The organism is Citrobacter sp. Cpo032 (assembly GCF_030332975.1).
Taxonomy (GTDB): domain Bacteria; phylum Pseudomonadota; class Gammaproteobacteria; order Enterobacterales; family Enterobacteriaceae; genus Citrobacter; species Citrobacter portucalensis.
The window spans coordinates 121,064-139,698 of the sequence record NZ_JAOWGU010000050.1 but is presented as its reverse complement, the minus strand read 5'-3'; the positions used below and the strand labels follow the sequence as shown (position 1 = coordinate 139,698).

The window sequence follows — 18,635 nt, the reverse complement described above, 5'->3', positions numbered from 1 at the left end:
TTCTTTAAGGTAAGGAGGTGATCCAACCGCAGGTTCCCCTACGGTTACCTTGTTACGACTTCACCCCAGTCATGAATCACAAAGTGGTAAGCGCCCTCCCGAAGGTTAAGCTACCTACTTCTTTTGCAACCCACTCCCATGGTGTGACGGGCGGTGTGTACAAGGCCCGGGAACGTATTCACCGTGGCATTCTGATCCACGATTACTAGCGATTCCGACTTCATGGAGTCGAGTTGCAGACTCCAATCCGGACTACGACATACTTTATGAGGTCCGCTTGCTCTCGCGAGGTCGCTTCTCTTTGTATATGCCATTGTAGCACGTGTGTAGCCCTACTCGTAAGGGCCATGATGACTTGACGTCATCCCCACCTTCCTCCAGTTTATCACTGGCAGTCTCCTTTGAGTTCCCGGCCTAACCGCTGGCAACAAAGGATAAGGGTTGCGCTCGTTGCGGGACTTAACCCAACATTTCACAACACGAGCTGACGACAGCCATGCAGCACCTGTCTCAGAGTTCCCGAAGGCACCAAAGCATCTCTGCTAAGTTCTCTGGATGTCAAGAGTAGGTAAGGTTCTTCGCGTTGCATCGAATTAAACCACATGCTCCACCGCTTGTGCGGGCCCCCGTCAATTCATTTGAGTTTTAACCTTGCGGCCGTACTCCCCAGGCGGTCGACTTAACGCGTTAGCTCCGGAAGCCACGCCTCAAGGGCACAACCTCCAAGTCGACATCGTTTACGGCGTGGACTACCAGGGTATCTAATCCTGTTTGCTCCCCACGCTTTCGCACCTGAGCGTCAGTCTTTGTCCAGGGGGCCGCCTTCGCCACCGGTATTCCTCCAGATCTCTACGCATTTCACCGCTACACCTGGAATTCTACCCCCCTCTACAAGACTCTAGCCTGCCAGTTTCGGATGCAGTTCCCAGGTTGAGCCCGGGGATTTCACATCCGACTTGACAGACCGCCTGCGTGCGCTTTACGCCCAGTAATTCCGATTAACGCTTGCACCCTCCGTATTACCGCGGCTGCTGGCACGGAGTTAGCCGGTGCTTCTTCTGCGAGTAACGTCAATCGCTGCGGTTATTAACCACAACGCCTTCCTCCTCGCTGAAAGTACTTTACAACCCGAAGGCCTTCTTCATACACGCGGCATGGCTGCATCAGGCTTGCGCCCATTGTGCAATATTCCCCACTGCTGCCTCCCGTAGGAGTCTGGACCGTGTCTCAGTTCCAGTGTGGCTGGTCATCCTCTCAGACCAGCTAGGGATCGTCGCCTAGGTGAGCCGTTACCCCACCTACTAGCTAATCCCATCTGGGCACATCCGATGGCAAGAGGCCCGAAGGTCCCCCTCTTTGGTCTTGCGACGTTATGCGGTATTAGCTACCGTTTCCAGTAGTTATCCCCCTCCATCGGGCAGTTTCCCAGACATTACTCACCCGTCCGCCACTCGTCACCCAAGGAGCAAGCTCCTCTGTGCTACCGTTCGACTTGCATGTGTTAGGCCTGCCGCCAGCGTTCAATCTGAGCCATGATCAAACTCTTCAATTTAAAAGTTTGATGCTCAATGAATTAAACTTCGTAATGAATTACGTGTTCACTCGTTGAGACTTGGTATTCATTTTTCGTCTTGCGACGTTAAGAATCCGTATCTTCGAGTGCCCACACAGATTGTCTGATAAATTGTTAAAGAGCAGTGCCGCTTCGCTTTTTCTCAGCGGCGCGGGGTGTGCATATTACGCCATCCCGCTACGAAGTCAAGCATTTAATTTCGCTTTCTTCGCCGGAGTTCTCAGTGGAACCCCGCTGACCCGGCGGCTTGTAATCCGTTGTTCCGTGTCAGTGGAGGCGCATTATAGGGAGTTATTTCAGGCTGACAAGTTAAAAATATAAAAAACTTATCAAGCGATTACTTTTCAATCAACACATCCATTTCTGCCTGGATTTTAAACAAAAACGAGCCCCGCAGGGCCCGTTTATTGTTGTTTTGTGACTTACTGCACTGCCACTATGCGATCGTCATTCACTTCCAGACGAATCGTTTTGCCTGGAATCAGTTCACCAGACAGAATTTGCTGCGCCAGCGGGTTTTCGATCTGCTGCTGGATAGCTCGTTTCAATGGACGCGCGCCATACACCGGATCGTAACCATTCGCGCTCAGCAGTTTAAGCGCCTCGTCAGAAATATGTATTTCATAGCCACGCTCTTCCAGACGTTTGTACAGACGCTGCAACTGGATCTGAGCAATAGAAGCAATGTGCTGCTCACCCAGCGGATGGAATACGACAACCTCATCTATACGGTTGATGAATTCCGGGCGGAAGTTATGGCTCACGACGCCCAGCACCATATCTTTCATGTGACCGTAATCCAACTCACCGAAGCGTTCCTGGATCAGATCGGACCCCAGGTTCGAGGTCATGATGACAACCGTATTACGGAAGTCGACCGTTCTCCCCTGTCCGTCAGTCAGACGACCATCATCAAGCACCTGCAGCAGAATGTTGAACACATCCGGATGCGCTTTCTCCACTTCATCCAACAAGATGACGGAGTAAGGACGACGACGTACTGCTTCCGTCAGATACCCACCTTCTTCATAACCGACATATCCCGGAGGTGCCCCGACCAAACGAGACACGGAGTGTTTCTCCATAAACTCGGACATATCGATACGCACCATTGCATCGTCACTGTCGAACATAAAGTTTGCCAGCGCTTTGCACAGTTCGGTTTTACCGACACCGGTTGGACCAAGGAACAGGAATGAACCAATCGGACGATTCGGATCGGACAAGCCCGCGCGGCTACGACGAATGGCATTAGAAACGGCTTCCACCGCTTCGTTCTGACCAATCACGCGGCTGTGCAGCTCCTGCTCCATACGCAACAGTTTTTCTCGTTCGCCTTCCAGCATGCGAGCAACAGGGATCCCCGTCCAGCGCGCCAGTACCTCAGCAATTTCCGCATCCGTAACTTTATTACGCAGCAGACGCATGGTTTTGCCTTCAGACTGGGTGGCTGCTTCCAGCTGTTTTTCCAGTTCAGGAATTTTGCCGTACTGCAGTTCAGACATCCGCGCCAGGTCGCCAACGCGGCGCGCCTGTTCGATGGCGATTTTTGCCTGCTCCAGCTCAGCCTTGATAGTTTGCGTTCCCGAGAGGGAAGCTTTTTCAGCTTTCCACTCTTCCTCTAACTCAGAATACTGGCGTTCTTTGTCGTCCAGCTCTTCGTTGAGCATATCGAGACGTTTTTTACTTGCCTCATCAGACTCTTTCATTAATGCCTGCTGTTCCAGTTTGAGCTGGATAATACGGCGGTCGAGTCTGTCGAGTTCCTCCGGCTTGGAGTCAATCTGCATACGAATGCTGGATGCCGCTTCGTCAATAAGGTCGATAGCTTTATCCGGCAACTGACGATCGGCAATATAGCGATGAGACAGCGTAGCAGCCGCAACAATCGCCGGGTCAGTAATTTGCACATGATGGTGCAGTTCATAACGTTCTTTCAGGCCACGCAAGATTGCGATGGTGTCTTCCACTGAAGGTTCAGCCACAAACACTTTCTGGAAACGACGTTCCAGCGCCGCATCTTTTTCGATGTACTGGCGATACTCATCAAGCGTTGTTGCGCCTACGCAGTGCAGTTCCCCGCGAGCCAGTGCTGGTTTCAGCATGTTCCCGGCGTCCATTGCGCCATCGGCTTTACCCGCCCCAACCATGGTATGCAATTCGTCGATAAACAGAATGACGTTGCCTTCCTGTTTCGAGAGATCGTTCAGCACACCTTTTAAACGTTCTTCGAACTCACCACGATATTTGGCCCCAGCCACCAGCGCGCCCATATCCAGCGCCAGTACACGACGGCCTTTTAAGCCTTCCGGCACTTCACCATTGATGATGCGTTGGGCCAGCCCTTCAACGATGGCGGTTTTACCGACACCGGGTTCACCGATTAACACCGGGTTATTTTTAGTACGACGTTGCAGCACCTGAATGGTACGGCGAATTTCTTCATCACGGCCGATGACCGGATCGAGTTTGCCCTGTTCGGCACGTTCAGTCAGATCGACGGTATATTTTTTCAAGGCCTGACGTTGGTCTTCAGCCCCCTGGTCATTCACGCTTTCACCTCCACGCATTTGTTCAATTGCCTGAGTGATATTGGCGGTCGTCGCGCCTGCTGATTTTAATAAGTCGGTCAGCGTACCGCGTGACTCAAGCGCCGCCAGAACGAACAGTTCTGACGAAATAAAGTTGTCCCCACGTTTTTGCGCCAGCTTGTCGCAAAGATTCAGTACACGCACCAGTTCCTGAGAAGGCTGCACATCGCCACCGGTACCTTCTACCTGTGGCAAACGGCTCAAAGCCTGGTCAATGGCTGTACGTAACTGGCCAGCATTAATGCCAGCAGACGTTAATAAAGGACGTACCGATCCCCCTTCCTGATTCAGCAAGGCGCTCATTAGATGAAGTGGTTCGATGAATTGATTGTCGTGCCCCAATGCGAGTGACTGGGCATCGGCAAGAGCAAGCTGGAATTTATTAGTAAGACGATCCAGACGCATAACTCCTCCCATAACAGGTCAAAATTGCTACTGGAGATTAAATGAGGTCATCCCTCAATTATTCAAGGTGAATGACCTGAATTATGTGAAAAGAAAATTACACGTACCGGATCGTCTTGATTCTTTAGGTTATATCAGCCAAATAAAACTTGCCATACGACCCGTGGTATTGTCGCGACGATAAGAGAAGAACGTCTCACTTTCGCTGAAGGTGCAACGGTCGCCGCCGTGGATGTTCTCGACTCCGACACTGGAAAGACGCTGGCGCGCAAGCTGGTAGATATCCGCCAGATACTTATCGCCGCGCGGTACAAATGCAAGGTCCGCTTGCGGATCTTTCGTCATGAACGCCTCGCGGACTTCTGGTCCAACTTCAAACGCGTTTGGACCTATCGCCGGGCCTAGCCAGGCAATAATGTTTTCAGGTTTGTCGGCAAAACACGCCACCGTCTCTTCCAGCACGCCGGCGCATAATCCGCGCCAACCCGCATGGGCCGCAGCAACTTCCGTTCCGGCACGATTGCAAAACAACACCGGCAAACAATCAGCGGTCATCACCGCACACACGGTGCCCGGCGTGTTGCTGTACGACGCATCTGCGCGTTTGCAGGCGTAAGGCTCGCCGGTCAGTTTCAGGACATCCTTACCGTGGACCTGCTCCAACCAGACTGGCTTTGACGGCAGATTGCCCGCAGCAAACAGTCGTTTGCGGTTCTCTTCAACATGCTCCGGGTTATCGCCGCAATGGGCGCCCAGATTCAGCGAATCGTAAGGCGGCATACTGACTCCGCCAATACGGGTAGAACTACACGCCGCGACACCTTGCGGTATCGGCCACTGCGGGACAATTAGCTTACTCATAGCCAGGCAATATCATCCTTATGTTCTTCGAAATCAGCGCGCATCACTTCAATCAACTGCACCATATCTTGTGGGATCGGCGCATGCCATTCCATTTCGATACCGGAAATCGGGTGATACAAACGCAGCATGGTCGCGTGCAGCGCTTGACGGTCGAACTTACGCAGTACGGAGATAAATTCGTCAGAAGCGCCTTTCGGTGGACGTGGACGACCGCCGTAAACCTGATCGCCCACCAGCGGATGAGTGATATGTGCCATGTGCACGCGGATCTGGTGCGTACGTCCGGTTTCCAGACGCAACCGCAGACGCGTGTGCACACGGAAGTGTTCCATAATGCGATAGTGCGTTACCGCCGGTTTCCCCATTGGGTGTACCGCCATATGCGTACGCTTGGTCGGGTGACGGCTAATCGGTTCCTCAACGGTTCCGCCAGCAGTCATGTGACCAATTGCCACGGCTTCGTACTCACGGGTAATTTCGCGCAGCTGCAACGACTCCACCAAACGTGTTTGCGCCGGAACCGTTTTTGCCACCACCATTAATCCGGTCGTGTCTTTATCCAGACGGTGCACGATACCTGCACGAGGAACATCCGCGATTGGCGGGTAGTAATGCAGTAACGCATTCAATACCGTACCATCGGGATTCCCGGCGCCCGGATGCACTACAAGGTCACGGGGTTTGTTGATGACAAGAATATCGTCATCTTCATAAACGATATCCAGTGGGATATCCTGAGGTTCAAAACGAACCTCTTCATCAATTTCTGCATTGATGGAGACACGCTCTCCACCCAACACTTTTTCTTTCGGTTTATCGCAAAGTTGGTCATTTACCAGTACGCGCTGGTCGAGGATCCATTCTTTTATGCGCGATCGCGAATAATCAGGGAACAATTCGGCCAAAGCCTGATCTAAGCGTTGACCGAGCTGATTTTCGGAGACTGTTGCGGTGAGTTCTACTCGTTGTGCCATAAACTGCTTCTTCGTTTAACGTTGGGTTTTACGGCTTTGCCGTTTAATATAGTGTGCTATTGTAGCTGGTCTTAACCGGGAGCAGGAACAGAGAATCTCCCGTATTACATTTTGAGGAAAGTCAAAACGTCATGACGCGCATGAAATATCTGGTGGCAGCAGCCACGTTGAGCCTGTTTTTGGCGGGTTGCTCTGGTTCAAAGGAAGAGGTGCCCGATAATCCGCCAAATGAAATCTACGCGACTGCTCAGCAAAAGCTGCAGGACGGTAACTGGAAACAGGCAATAACGCAATTGGAAGCGTTGGATAACCGTTATCCATTTGGACCGTATTCTCAGCAGGTGCAATTAGATCTCATCTACGCCTACTACAAAAACGCCGATCTGCCACTTGCTCAGGCTGCCATCGATCGTTTTATCCGTCTTAACCCGACACACCCTAACATTGATTATGTCATGTATATGCGTGGCCTGACCAATATGGCGTTGGATGATAGCGCACTGCAAGGATTCTTTGGTGTTGATCGTAGCGATCGCGATCCGCAACATGCCCGAGCTGCGTTTAATGACTTTTCCAAACTGGTGCGTGGGTATCCGAATAGCCAGTACACCACTGACGCCACCAAACGTCTGGTGTTCCTGAAAGACCGCCTGGCGAAGTATGAATACTCCGTTGCAGAATACTACACTGCCCGCGGCGCATGGGTTGCCGTGGTAAACCGTGTGGAAGGCATGCTGCGCGACTACCCGGATACTCAGGCAACACGTAATGCCCTGCCGTTGATGGAAAACGCTTATCGCCAGATGCAGATGAATGCGCAGGCTGAAAAAGTCGCGAAAATCATTGCCGCCAACAGCAGCAATACCTGATTTGCCTCAGAATGCAAAACGGCAGCCCAAGGGCTGCCGTTTTTTTATCCGTTAACGCCACAACTGAAGCGGTTTAGCTCCGACGCATCCCATCAAATATGGCCTGCTTTCAGGTATTCCTCAAGTAAAAAATCGCCTGTTCCTGCGGTGCCTCACAAAAAGGTTTTCTTGACAAAAAGCGACAAAATAATGTGATTTAGATCACACATTTTGACATTAGGAACGGTATGCTGGAATCACCAAGACGGGAAAGACAAGAGGTAAAATTTATGACAATGAACATTACCAGTAAACAAATGGAAATTACTCCGGCAATTCGCCAGCATGTCGCAGACCGTCTCGCCAAACTAGAAAAATGGCAAACTCATCTGATTAATCCACATATCATTCTGTCTAAGGAGCCACAGGGTTTCATTGCTGATGCCACCATCAATACACCGAACGGACATCTGGTCGCCAGCGCAAAACACGAGGATATGTACACAGCAATTAACGATTTGATCAACAAGCTGGAACGGCAGCTCAATAAAGTGCAGCACAAAGGCGAAGCCCGTCGTGCAACAACTTCAGTTAAAGACGCCAACTTCGTCGAAGCAGAAGAAGAGTAGTCCCTTACATTGAGTGTATCGCCAACGCGCCTTCGGGCGCGTTTTTTGTTGACAGGGTGAAAACAGTACGGGTACTTTACTGACGTAGCCAAAGGAAAATTACATGAAACTTGTCCCGTTCTTCTTCGCATTCTTTTTTACCTTCCCCTGAATGGGAGGCGTTTCGTCGTGTGATAAAGAATGCGAAGACGAACAATAAGGCCTCCCACAACGGGAGGCCTTTTTTATTGATAACAAGAAAGGCAACACTATGACATCGGAAAACCCATTGCTGGCGCTGCGCGATAAGATCAGCACGCTGGATGAAAAATTACTGGCCCTGCTGGCTGAGCGACGTGGACTGGCCGTAGAAGTTGGTAAAGCCAAACTGCTTTCGCATCGTCCGGTTCGTGATATCGACCGTGAACGTGACCTTTTGGACCGACTCATTCAGCTTGGCAAAGCACATCATCTTGATGCTCACTACATTACTCGCCTGTTCCAGCTCATAATCGAAGACTCCGTCCTGACTCAACAGGCACTGCTCCAGCAGCACCTGAACAAAATTAACCCACACTCCGCGCGCGTGGCCTTCCTTGGGCCAAAAGGGTCATATTCTCACCTCGCAGCACGTCAATACGCTGCCCGCCATTTTGAACAATTTATTGAAAGCGGCTGCGCAAAATTTGCCGATATCTTTAATCAGGTCGAAACCGGACAGGCTGACTATGCTGTGGTACCGATTGAAAACACCAGCTCCGGTGGGATTAACGACGTTTACGACCTGCTGCAGCACACCAGCCTGTCTATCGTTGGCGAGATGACCATTACGATAGACCACTGTGTACTGGTGTCTGGCACGACGGATCTTGAGACCATTGAAACGGTATATAGCCATCCGCAGCCGTTCCAGCAGTGCAGCAAGTTCCTGAATCGCTACCCGCACTGGAAGATTGAGTACACTGAAAGCACCTCTGCGGCGATGGAAAAAGTTGCGCAGGCTAACTCACCGCGTGTGGCTGCACTGGGGAGCGAAGCCGGAGGCGTACTGTATGGATTGCAGGTTCTCGAGCATATTGAGGCTAACCAGTCGCAAAACATCACCCGCTTCGTGGTGCTGGCACGCAAAGCAATCAATGTTTCCGATCAGGTTCCGGCAAAAACAACCCTGTTGATGGCAACAGGACAACAGGCCGGTGCGCTGGTTGAGGCGCTGCTGGTACTGCGTAACCATAATCTGATTATGACTAAACTGGAGTCACGCCCGATTCACGGCAATCCGTGGGAAGAGATGTTTTATCTTGATATCCAGGCCAACCTGGAATCGCCCCAGATGCAAAAAGCATTGAAAGAGCTGGGTGAGATTACGCGTTCGATGAAAGTACTGGGATGCTATCCAAGTGAGAACGTGGTGCCAGTCGATCCGAGCTAACGTTTGACAATGCCGGATGGCGCTACGCTTATCCGGCCTACGATTCATACGATTTTTGAAGGCCGGATAAGGCGAAGCCGCCATCCGGCATCTTAATTAAGGACGGCTATCATTCGCCTGGCGTAACAAAGTACGGCTTTCACTCTGGAAGCGTTTCGCATAATCGCCAAACCAATGCTCCACCTTACGGAAACTGTCGATAAACGCTTGCTTATCGCCCTGCTCCAGTAAACCGATCGCCTCGCCAAAACGTTGGTAGTAGCGTTTAATCAGCGCAAGGTTGCTCTCAGACGACATAATAATATCGGCATAGAGCTGCGGATCCTGGGCAAACAGACGGCCAACCATCGCCAGTTCAAGGCGGTAAATCGGCGAAGAGAGCGCCAGCAGCTGCTCCAGTTGAACGTTCTCTTCCGCTAAATGCAGACCGTAAGCAAAGGTCGCAAAGTGACGCAGTGCCTGAATAAACGCCATGTTCTGGTCATGTTCAACGGCGCTAATCCGATGTAGTCGCGCACCCCATACCTGAATCTGTTCCAGAAACCACTGATAAGCTTCCGGCTGACGTCCGTCACACCAAACGACGACCTGCTTGGCCAGACTGCCGCTGTCCGGACCAAACATTGGGTGTAACCCCACCACCGGGCCATCATGTGCAGCCAGCATCGCCTGTAAAGGACCATTTTTCACCGAAGCCAGATCCACCAGGATGCAGTCAGACGGCAGACGCGGTAGTTTGGCGATCACCTGCTCGGTGACGTGGATCGGCACGCTGACGATCACCATGCCGGCATCAGAGACGATCTCCGGCGCGCGATCCCAGTCCTGCTGTTCCAGGATCCGCACCTGGTAACCTGACAGGGTGAGCATTTTTTCGAACAGACGCCCCATCTGACCGCCGCCGCCGACAATCACCACCGGCCGCAGAGAAGGACAAAGCGTTTTAAACCCTTTGTCGTTCTCACTGGAGTAGGACTCACGCATAACGCGGCGTAGCACATCTTCAATCAGGTCCGGCGGCACGCCAAGGGCTTCCGCTTCCGCGCGACGAGAGGCCAGCATAGAGGCTTCCCGCTCCGGCACGTAGATCGGCAGCCCAAAGCGGCTTTTTACTTCACCTACTTCGGCAACCAGCTCCAGGCGGCGTGCCAGTAAATCCAGCAACGCCTTGTCGACTTCATCAATTTGATCGCGTAATGCGGTCAATTCAGCAACCATAACCAACCTCTTATGCTACACGCGCCGACAGCTGGCCGCTTAAATCCTGGCTAATTTCACGCAGCAGCGCATCCGTCATTTCCCAGCTAATGCAGGCGTCAGTTACGGATACGCCGTATTTCATTTCGCTGCGCGGCTGTTCGGAAGACTGGTTGCCTTCGTGAATATTACTTTCAATCATCAAGCCAATGATCGAGCGATTGCCATCTTTGATTTGTGCAATCACGGATTCAGCCACGGCAGGCTGACGGCGGTAATCTTTATTTGAATTACCATGACTGCAATCTACCATCAGAGAAGGTCGTAGTCCCGCCTGCTCCATCTCTTTTTCGCACTGGGCGACATCTGCCGGGCTGTAGTTCGGCGCTTTACCCCCGCGCAAGATCACGTGACCGTCCGGATTCCCCTGTGTTTGCAGCAGTGCAACCTGCCCGGCCTGGTTAATACCGACAAAGCGGTGCGACTGCGCAGCCGCACGCATGGCGTTAATGGCGGTCGCCAGGCTACCGTCGGTACCATTCTTAAAGCCAACCGGCATCGAAAGACCGGAAGCCATTTCACGGTGAGTCTGCGATTCCGTAGTACGGGCACCGATTGCGGACCAGCTAAACAGATCGCCCAGGTATTGCGGGCTATTTGGATCCAGCGCTTCAGTTGCCAGCGGCAGTCCCATATTTACCAGTTCAAGCAGCAGCTGACGCGCAATTTTCAGACCTGCTTCAACATCAAAAGAGCCATCCATATGAGGATCGTTAATTAACCCTTTCCAGCCGACAGTGGTACGGGGTTTTTCAAAATAGACGCGCATCACCAGGTAGAGGCTATCGCTGACCTCTGCGGCAAGGGCTTTAAATCGACGAGCATACTCAATAGCCATTTCAGGATCGTGAATGGAGCATGGGCCACATACGACCAGCAGGCGCGGATCGCGACCGGAGATAATATCTGAGATGGTTTTACGCGACTGGGCGATTTGCGCCTCTTGCTCATGGCTCAGCGGAAATTCAGCTTTCAGCTGCTCCGGAGTCATCAGAACCTGTTCGTCGGTAATATGTACGTTGTTCAGCGCGTCTTTTTGCATGATGGTGATCCTGTTTAGCTCGTTTGCGATAGTTGATCCTCAGCGAGGAGGAAATAACGATATCACAACAGGTAAAGATTTCAATCCACAATCCGTAAATTTTAATTTACATGATGTTATTTCAAGGCAAAAACAGCCCTTGCAAATGTACATTTAAATTTACACCACCGAATTTTCAGATCCACTATGCTTAAAAAAACGAAGGAGCACAGGCAATGAAGCAACTCATCAGCATCTTGTTTCTATTACTTCTTAGCGGATGTCAGATAGACCCCTACACCCATGCCCCTACCTGGACTGGTACCGACTGGTACGACGCCGGGATACAAGATGCCATTTCGGGTTATGCCGTTAAAGATAATGAAACGCTTGCCGACAACTACAATGACCCCGACGTCGATCGTACGGAATACCTTAAGGGTTACGCCGAGGGACAACGTAAAACCTGCCAGCAGGATTTTGTTTATGCCAGAGGCCTGACCGGGAAAACTTTTCCGCCCAGTTGCGATACTGTCGAAAATGTTGACCAGTTACACAGCGCCTGGCAGCAAGGGGCAAACGAGGGTGCTGCCTCGATAAGGTTAAATTAAACAATGGCTTATATTTTATAAACCATTAGGATTTAACTTAAATCACCAATAGCATTATTCCAGGAATAATGACGGCTTAGGAAAATAATGTTATTTTGTTGCAAACAATCTTGAATGTATTTCGACGTTTTACAGCAAACGCTGGTAGGTAACTATTCATGAGCTATTCTTACCGACTCATACTTCTACTGGCACTGCTCCTGACCGGATTACCGCTGTATGCCCAAAGCGTTACGGAAGAAGCAAAATCGGTACGCGCTATGGTTTCCGGCATCGTCAGTTATACACGCTGGCCTGCACTTTCCGGGCCCCCAAAACTGTGTATTTTCTCTTCATCGCGTTTTTCCAGTGTCCTGAAAGATACCAGTGCAGGCGCATTACCCTATCTTCCCGTCATCATCCGTACGGAACAAGAAATATTAGTTTCGCAGTGTGACGGTTTTTATTTTGGAAAAGAATCCCCTACTTATCAGGTGGAATTAAAGAATAAATATCCGACTAAGGCATTGTTATTAATTGCTGAACAGAACCCCGAATGCGTTATTGGCAGCGCCTTTTGCCTCATAATTAAAGACGAAGATGTGAGATTTTCCGTAAATATGGATTCCCTTTCACGCAGCGGCGTAAGGGTCAGTCCAGACGTATTGATGCTTGCACGGAATAATAAGCATGGATAAGGGCCATTCTCCCATAGCACGCCCGACGTTTAAGCGAACATTACGGCGTATCAGCATAATCAGCGTTCTGGTAACCATGATGCTGATCTGGCTGCTGCTCAGCATTTCTTCCGTGCTGGCATTAAGACAGTATGCGCAAAAGAATCTGGATCTGACTGCCGCTACCATGACCCGTACGCTCGAAGCTGCATTAGTCTTTTCTGATAGTGTTGCAGCAACTGAAACGCTGGCGGCACTGGGTCAGCAGGGGCAATTTTCCGTTGCAGAAGTTCGTAATAAAAACCAGAAGGTGATCGCCACCTGGCGCTATAACGCGCAGGATACCACTGAAAAGATCAGCGGGATGATCAGCCACTGGCTGTTCCCACAACCGGTCACTCAGCCGATTTTGCACAATGGCAACGTCATCGGTGAAGTACGATTGACTGCGCGCGATAGCGTTATCAGTCATTTCATCTATTTGTCGCTGGCCGTCCTTACCGGGTGCATTCTGTTGGCATCCGGAATTGCATTAATGCTCACTCGCTATTTACACAATGGCGTTGTGGATGCACTGCAAAACATTACCGAGGTGGTACATGATGTTCGTACCAACCGTAACTTTTCACGGCGCGTATCAGAGGAACGCATTGAAGAGTTTCATCTCTTCGCCCTGGACTTTAATAGTTTGCTGGACGAGATGGAGGAGTGGCAACTTAAACTGCAGGCAAAAAACGCTCAGCTGTTGCGTACTGCACTACATGATCCTCTGACGGGTCTGGCAAATCGCGCCGCATTTCGCAGCAGCATAAATGCCCTAATGAATGATGATGCCGCCCACAGCAGCTCGGCATTATTATTCCTTGATGGCGACAATTTTAAATTTATTAATGATACCTGGGGCCACGCAGCGGGGGATCGGGTCCTGATTGAAGTCGCAAAAAGGTTATCCGAGTTTGGGGGGAGTCGCCATTACCCATACAGACTTGGCGGCGATGAGTTCGCTATGGTGCTGTACAGCGTTCATTCTGAATATGAGGTTCAGCGGATCTGCGCGGCACTGTCACAAGAGTTTAACCGACCTTTTGACCTGCATAATGGTCATCTGGCAAGCATGACGCTCAGTATTGGGTTTGCGCTGACGTGGGAACATGCCTCTGCCGAAAAATTACAAGAACTTGCCGATCAAAATATGTATCAGGCTAAACATTTGCGTTCTGAACGCATTATTAAAAAATAAGGAATTACACACATGCTAAAACGTTTATTATCCCCGTTTCTTCTGCTTTTACTGATTCTGGCTGGCTGTCAGGCACCTCAGGGAAAATTTACCCCAGAGCAAATTGCAGCCATGAAATCATACGGATTTACTGAAGCATCAGGAGACTGGTCTCTCGGCCTGTCTGACACTATCCTGTTTGACAAAAATGACTATAAACTCCGTCCTGAAAGTGAAAAACAGATCAAGGAAATGGCATCCAAACTGGCAGCTACCGGGCTAAATCATGCTCGCCTGGATGGTCATACTGATAACTACGGTGAAGACAGCTATAATGAAGCTCTGTCACTCAAACGCGCTAATGTCGTTGCCGATGCCTGGGCGCAGGGCGCTAATATTCCCCGCACCAACCTGACTACTCAGGGACTCGGGAAGAAATATCCCATTGCCAGCAACCAGACATCAAAAGGTCGCGCTGAAAACCGCCGCGTGGCGGTCGTGATCACGACACCATAATCGTCCCCCAACTGGCTGCGCGCCGCGCAGTCATTCCATTGCCATAAAGAATAAAAGAAGTAAACGTCGGGATAAAAAAAGGGCCAGCCTTTCGGCCAGCCCTTTTCTAACAGGATGTCGCTTGCGCGAATCTTAGTTAAGACGCTTTTAACCCACCACATTGATAAATATACATTTTTATTATAAACAGTTAGTTATATGTATCTCTGGTGCAGCCAAATGCGTTCAAAAACATGCTGCGTGGGCAGATTATGGACAAAAATCTCAGTGCATAAAATAGTTTTTGCACGGTCTATTTTCCTGTACCAAGTTTACCTATTGCAGCCTCTATGATTCTGGTCAATGAGTCCAACTCATTCTTATCCATTTTTCTTGACTCAAGTAACTCTGTTGATTGGCCAGACTCCAACTTACCAACTTGAGAGCTGAAGTTTATTTTTTCAAGAACATTGCTCAAATCTGACTCTTTGCCGATAGTTAGATATAGTTTAATCACCGTCAACATCTCTTCACGAGATCGTTTTATTGCCTCATAATATCTGAATTCATCCATCGTCACTCGGTATTGCTTTAAAAAGAAAAATGAAATCAATTCAATAAAAAACAAAACACCAAAATTTGGGAGCAATGATATTATTTGTCGGGTTATATCGTATTCTGGATTGAGAGTGTGAGCCTGCATGTAAAAAAATGATAGACCACAAATTGAAAATACAATTCCTAGAAAAAGATAAAGGCTTCCTCGAGAAAGAATTGTATTTGAAAGACGCTCAGATCCTTTTATTAATTTTTTCAAGTAGTTCTCAAAGGTTTCCTCTTCAGCCTCCTTCTCATCTTCAACAGCGACAGAAAGACTTACCCGACCTTTTCTCCCTTCCTCCTGTTTATCATCATAACCAAATATTTTTAAAATTATTTTTTGTAAGGGTGATATGCCATAAATTATGGTATAGGCCACATCGAGTGATGTAGCAAATAAAACCTGTATGCCAACAGGCATTCTATTAGAATCACTACCACGCGAGGGTAAAATGAAGTTAATAGTTGAGTCCAGCCAACCAAACCCGCATACCACACTAAAGACAACGAACACAAAACATATTTCTACGAAATTTAACCATCCCCTTTTGAACTTAAAGTAGCGTATATAATCTTCTTTTGTTAACTCTATCTCGTGCCCTTTAGAAGTCATAGTTCAGTCTCATAATAGTTTGAAATAGGATTTAATAACGCAGCTTCTTCAAGATGATCAGGAGCAAAATGTGCGTATCGCATCGTCTCTCTTATGTTTGCATGGCCAAGAATCCGTTGGAGTACCAAGATATTACCTCCATTCATCATAAAATGACTCGCAAAAGTATGACGTAGCACGTGCGTCTTCTGCCCTTCAGCCAACACAATATCGGTCAGTGCGAGCATTTTCTTGAACTCCTGATAGCAGGGATGGAACATTTTCCCCTGCAAAGGAGCTAGCTCGTCATACAGCCACCGAGGGATCAGCACCGTGCGATTCTTCTTACCTTTAGTTTTCGTGAAGGTCAGCTTGTGGGGTAAAAGATGTGAACGAATCAGACGTTTGGCTTCACCCCATCTAGTACGCCTCACGAGACGATACTTTTAAGAACACTTTTTCTTAGAGCGACTAATACTACCATCATTACAAACAAATTTTCCGTCAGCGGTGCAATGCGATACTCCACCTTTAGATTTAGAACATGGGTAGTTTTTTGCAGATACAGTAGAAGATGAAATTGAGAGCAGTATTATTATTAGAAAAGAAAAGCATACTTTCATTAGTATTATCCTTTAAATAGAGAACATCAAATATTACTCATGATTTTTATTGTTGCTGCCTGACATTCCTCGCACGCTTTAGCACCAGTTAGGTACTAAAATCCTTATCGAGCACTAGCCAGTTACAGGACCAAACCCAGCATAATCACCCAAACAATAATCTTGGTAAATATAGAAGCATTGGGTTTCGCAATTACAGACCACATACTATCAAAACAATGTTTACCGTTTGTGATCCGTTTCTAATATGTCGTAAAAACAAGGCGATGCAACCATATCAATATAATTATTTTTATTATAATCACCATCAACATGTAATCAACTGCACTGCATCCACCATTACAACCGTAACAACAATAAACATTGCTTTCTGAACTTCAGTTCCCGCCAAAATATCGGATAATTTATTTATTAACCATACCCCACAATATTTCGACATATTATGGGCAGCATCAATAAAAAAAGGGCCAGCCTTTCGGCCAGCCCTTTTCTAACAGGATGTCGCTTGCGCGAATCTTAGTTAAGACGCTCTTTGATACGAGCAGACTTACCAGTGCGCTCACGCAGGTAGTACAGTTTAGCTTTACGAACAGCACCACGACGTTTAACAGCAATGCTGTCAACTACCGGAGAGTGAGTCTGGAAGACACGCTCAACGCCTTCGCCGTTGGAAATTTTACGAACAGTGAATGCAGAGTGCAGACCGCGGTTACGAATAGCGATAACCACGCCCTCGAATGCCTGCAGACGTTTTTTGGAACCTTCAACAACCCATACTTTCACTTCCACGGTATCACCCGGACGGAAGGAAGGTACGTCCTGCTTCATCTGTTCTTGTTCAAGTTGCTTAATAATGTTGCTCATAATTTAATCTCTTATCCTGGGTAAACTGATATTGGGGGCTTACGCCTGCCCATCATGTTTATGTTGCTGTTGTGCGTGTTCCTTTTTGAACTCCGCCAGCAACCTTGCTTGCTCTTCAGTCAGAGCCAGGTTTTCCAGAAGTTCAGGTCTTCTAAGCCAGGTCCGGCCCAGCGACTGCTTCAAACGCCAGCGACGTATCTCAGCGTGGTTCCCCGACAGTAACACCGCCGGTACTTCCATCTGCTCTAACACTTCAGGTCGGGTATAGTGCGGGCAATCCAGCAACCCATCAGCAAACGAATCTTCGATTGCCGAAGCCTCATGACCCAGAACTCCCGGAATAAACCGGGACACGGAGTCGATCAGCGTCATTGCCGGTAACTCACCACCGCTGAGTACGTAATCGCCGATTGACCATTCTTCGTCAATTTCGGTTTGAATCACGCGCTCATCTATTCCTTCATAGCGACCACATACCAGAATCAGCTTTTGATTCGTGGCCAGTTCGCTAACGCCCGCTTGATCAAGCTTGCGTCCCTGAGGTGACAGATAAATCACCTTTGCGCCTTCACCAGCCGCAGCTTTTGCTGCATGAATGGCGTCCCGTAAAGGTTGCACCATCATTAACATCCCCGGTCCGCCGCCGTAAGGACGATCGTCCACGGTACGGTGCCGGTCATGAGTAAAGTCACGAGGACTCCAACTCTGGATGTTCAGCAGGCCATTTTTTACTGCCCGGCCAGTTACCCCGTAATCGGTAATTGCGCGGAACATTTCTGGAAACAGGCTAACGATACCTATAAACACAAGCCAATCCCCATAACGCCGACTTTTACCGTTTATCCGGTGGTTTAAAAACCAGGATCCCAATCTACTTCGATAGTACGAGTAGCGAGATCGACTTTCTTGATAACCTGCCCATCGAGGAACGGCACAAGACGTTCCTTGATACCAAACGCATCTTTCAGGTTTGCCTTGATGACGATGACGTCATTCGAACCGGTTTCCATCATATCGACGACTTTACCGAGATCGTAGCCTTCAGTAGTCACTACCTGGCAGCCCATAAGGTCTTTCCAGTAGTAGGAACCATCTTCCAGCGCTGGCAACTGCGAGGAATCCACGACAATTTCGCAATTAGTCAGTAGATTCGCCGAATCACGATCGTCAACGCCTTTCAGCTTGATGATCAGATCCTGATTGTGGTGCTTCCAGCTTTCCAGCTGTACTTGCTGCCACTGACCCGCCTTCTGGATAAACCAGGGCTGATAGTCAAAAATGCTTTCGGCGTCTTCAGTGGAAGAAAACACTCTGAGCCAACCACGGATACCGTAAGAAGACCCCATTTTCCCCAAAACGATGGGGTCCACAGGAGCCTGTGCGGCGAGTTGCTTGCTCATCA

General features: G+C 49.2%; 18 protein-coding genes, 1 rRNA gene, 1 pseudogene and 1 other annotated feature. Of the genes and pseudogenes, 8 read left to right on the top strand and 12 right to left on the bottom strand.

Annotated elements, in window-relative coordinates:
• Positions 1-10: 10 nt before the first annotated feature.
• The 4 genes from OGY33_RS21405 to rluD form a co-directional block, all read right to left on the bottom strand.
• A 16S ribosomal RNA gene (locus tag OGY33_RS21405) occupies positions 11-1,552 on the bottom strand.
• Between the two features lie 443 nt (positions 1,553-1,995).
• A complete protein-coding gene (gene clpB, locus OGY33_RS21400; protein ID WP_020996274.1) occupies positions 1,996-4,569 on the bottom strand; it encodes an ATP-dependent chaperone ClpB in 2,574 nt (857 codons plus the stop codon).
• Between the two features lie 129 nt (positions 4,570-4,698).
• Complete coding sequence (gene yfiH, locus OGY33_RS21395) at positions 4,699-5,430, bottom strand: purine nucleoside phosphorylase YfiH (RefSeq protein WP_008785512.1); 732 nt, start codon at positions 5,428-5,430, stop codon at positions 4,699-4,701.
• Entirely contained in the window at positions 5,427-6,407 is a 981-nt protein-coding gene (gene rluD / locus OGY33_RS21390; RefSeq protein WP_003826464.1) for a 23S rRNA pseudouridine(1911/1915/1917) synthase RluD, read from the bottom strand. The genes yfiH and rluD overlap by 4 nt, the downstream gene beginning before the upstream one ends.
• A 131-nt stretch (positions 6,408-6,538) precedes the next feature.
• Here rluD and bamD point away from each other — a divergent pair, with 131 nt between their 5' ends.
• From bamD to pheA, 4 genes are all read left to right on the top strand, one after another.
• Positions 6,539-7,276 carry an outer membrane protein assembly factor BamD gene (gene bamD / locus OGY33_RS21385; RefSeq protein ID WP_003826460.1) on the top strand — a complete coding sequence of 246 codons (738 nt, stop codon included), beginning with the start codon at positions 6,539-6,541 and terminating at the stop codon, positions 7,274-7,276.
• Positions 7,277-7,545: 269 nt separating this feature from the next.
• Entirely contained in the window at positions 7,546-7,884 is a 339-nt protein-coding gene (raiA, locus tag OGY33_RS21380; RefSeq protein WP_003031244.1) for a ribosome-associated translation inhibitor RaiA, read from the top strand.
• Between the two features lie 102 nt (positions 7,885-7,986).
• Positions 7,987-8,112: a sequence feature (Phe leader region), on the top strand.
• Entirely contained in the window at positions 7,988-8,035 is a 48-nt protein-coding gene (gene pheL / locus OGY33_RS21375) for a pheA operon leader peptide PheL (RefSeq protein WP_100250063.1), read from the top strand. It overlaps the preceding feature by 48 nt.
• A 22-nt stretch (positions 8,113-8,134) precedes the next feature.
• On the top strand, positions 8,135-9,295 hold the full coding sequence (pheA, locus tag OGY33_RS21370; RefSeq protein ID WP_003826458.1) for a bifunctional chorismate mutase/prephenate dehydratase: 1,161 nt from the start codon (positions 8,135-8,137) through the stop codon (positions 9,293-9,295).
• Positions 9,296-9,391: 96 nt separating this feature from the next.
• Here the strand turns inward: pheA and tyrA are convergent, their stop codons facing one another.
• Positions 9,392-10,513 carry a bifunctional chorismate mutase/prephenate dehydrogenase gene (tyrA, locus tag OGY33_RS21365; protein WP_003826456.1) on the bottom strand — a complete coding sequence of 374 codons (1,122 nt, stop codon included), beginning with the start codon at positions 10,511-10,513 and terminating at the stop codon, positions 9,392-9,394.
• 10 nt (positions 10,514-10,523) lie between these two features.
• Entirely contained in the window at positions 10,524-11,594 is a 1,071-nt protein-coding gene (aroF, locus tag OGY33_RS21360; RefSeq protein WP_048215755.1) for a 3-deoxy-7-phosphoheptulonate synthase AroF, read from the bottom strand.
• Positions 11,595-11,809: 215 nt separating this feature from the next.
• On the opposite strand from aroF, the gene OGY33_RS21355 reads away from it, so the two are divergent.
• The 4 genes from OGY33_RS21355 to OGY33_RS21340 all read left to right on the top strand — a co-directional run bounded on the left by OGY33_RS21355 (position 11,810) and on the right by OGY33_RS21340 (position 14,575).
• On the top strand, positions 11,810-12,184 hold the full coding sequence (locus tag OGY33_RS21355; RefSeq protein WP_008785516.1) for a DUF2799 domain-containing protein: 375 nt from the start codon (positions 11,810-11,812) through the stop codon (positions 12,182-12,184).
• 158 nt (positions 12,185-12,342) lie between these two features.
• Entirely contained in the window at positions 12,343-12,861 is a 519-nt protein-coding gene (gene yfiR, locus OGY33_RS21350; protein ID WP_003826451.1) for a regulatory sequestration protein YfiR, read from the top strand.
• Positions 12,854-14,080, top strand: a complete 1,227-nt coding sequence (dgcN, locus tag OGY33_RS21345; protein WP_003826449.1) for a diguanylate cyclase DgcN/YfiN — start codon at positions 12,854-12,856, stop codon at positions 14,078-14,080. The genes yfiR and dgcN overlap by 8 nt, the downstream gene beginning before the upstream one ends.
• A gap of 12 nt (positions 14,081-14,092) precedes the next feature.
• Positions 14,093-14,575, top strand: a complete 483-nt coding sequence (locus tag OGY33_RS21340; RefSeq protein ID WP_003826447.1) for an OmpA family protein — start codon at positions 14,093-14,095, stop codon at positions 14,573-14,575.
• 292 nt (positions 14,576-14,867) lie between these two features.
• Here the strand turns inward: OGY33_RS21340 and OGY33_RS21335 are convergent, their stop codons facing one another.
• From OGY33_RS21335 to rimM, 6 genes and pseudogenes are all read right to left on the bottom strand, one after another.
• Positions 14,868-15,767 (bottom strand): hypothetical protein, encoded by a 900-nt coding sequence (locus OGY33_RS21335; RefSeq protein WP_223123729.1) that lies wholly within the window; start codon positions 15,765-15,767, stop codon positions 14,868-14,870.
• Positions 15,764-16,174, bottom strand: a pseudogene (locus tag OGY33_RS21330) (tyrosine-type recombinase/integrase); the annotation flags it as partial. The pseudogene OGY33_RS21330 and the gene OGY33_RS21335, both read right to left, overlap by 4 nt.
• Positions 16,175-16,192: 18 nt before the next feature.
• Positions 16,193-16,369, bottom strand: a complete 177-nt coding sequence (locus OGY33_RS24620; RefSeq protein ID WP_458573879.1) for a YdcA family protein — start codon at positions 16,367-16,369, stop codon at positions 16,193-16,195.
• Between the two features lie 516 nt (positions 16,370-16,885).
• Entirely contained in the window at positions 16,886-17,233 is a 348-nt protein-coding gene (rplS, locus tag OGY33_RS21325) for a 50S ribosomal protein L19 (RefSeq protein WP_002914145.1), read from the bottom strand.
• 39 nt (positions 17,234-17,272) lie between these two features.
• On the bottom strand, positions 17,273-18,040 hold the full coding sequence (trmD, locus tag OGY33_RS21320) for a tRNA (guanosine(37)-N1)-methyltransferase TrmD (RefSeq protein ID WP_003031232.1): 768 nt from the start codon (positions 18,038-18,040) through the stop codon (positions 17,273-17,275).
• Positions 18,041-18,084: 44 nt separating this feature from the next.
• A complete protein-coding gene (gene rimM / locus OGY33_RS21315; RefSeq protein WP_191239006.1) occupies positions 18,085-18,633 on the bottom strand; it encodes a ribosome maturation factor RimM in 549 nt (182 codons plus the stop codon).
• Between the last annotated feature and the right edge of the window lie 2 nt (positions 18,634-18,635).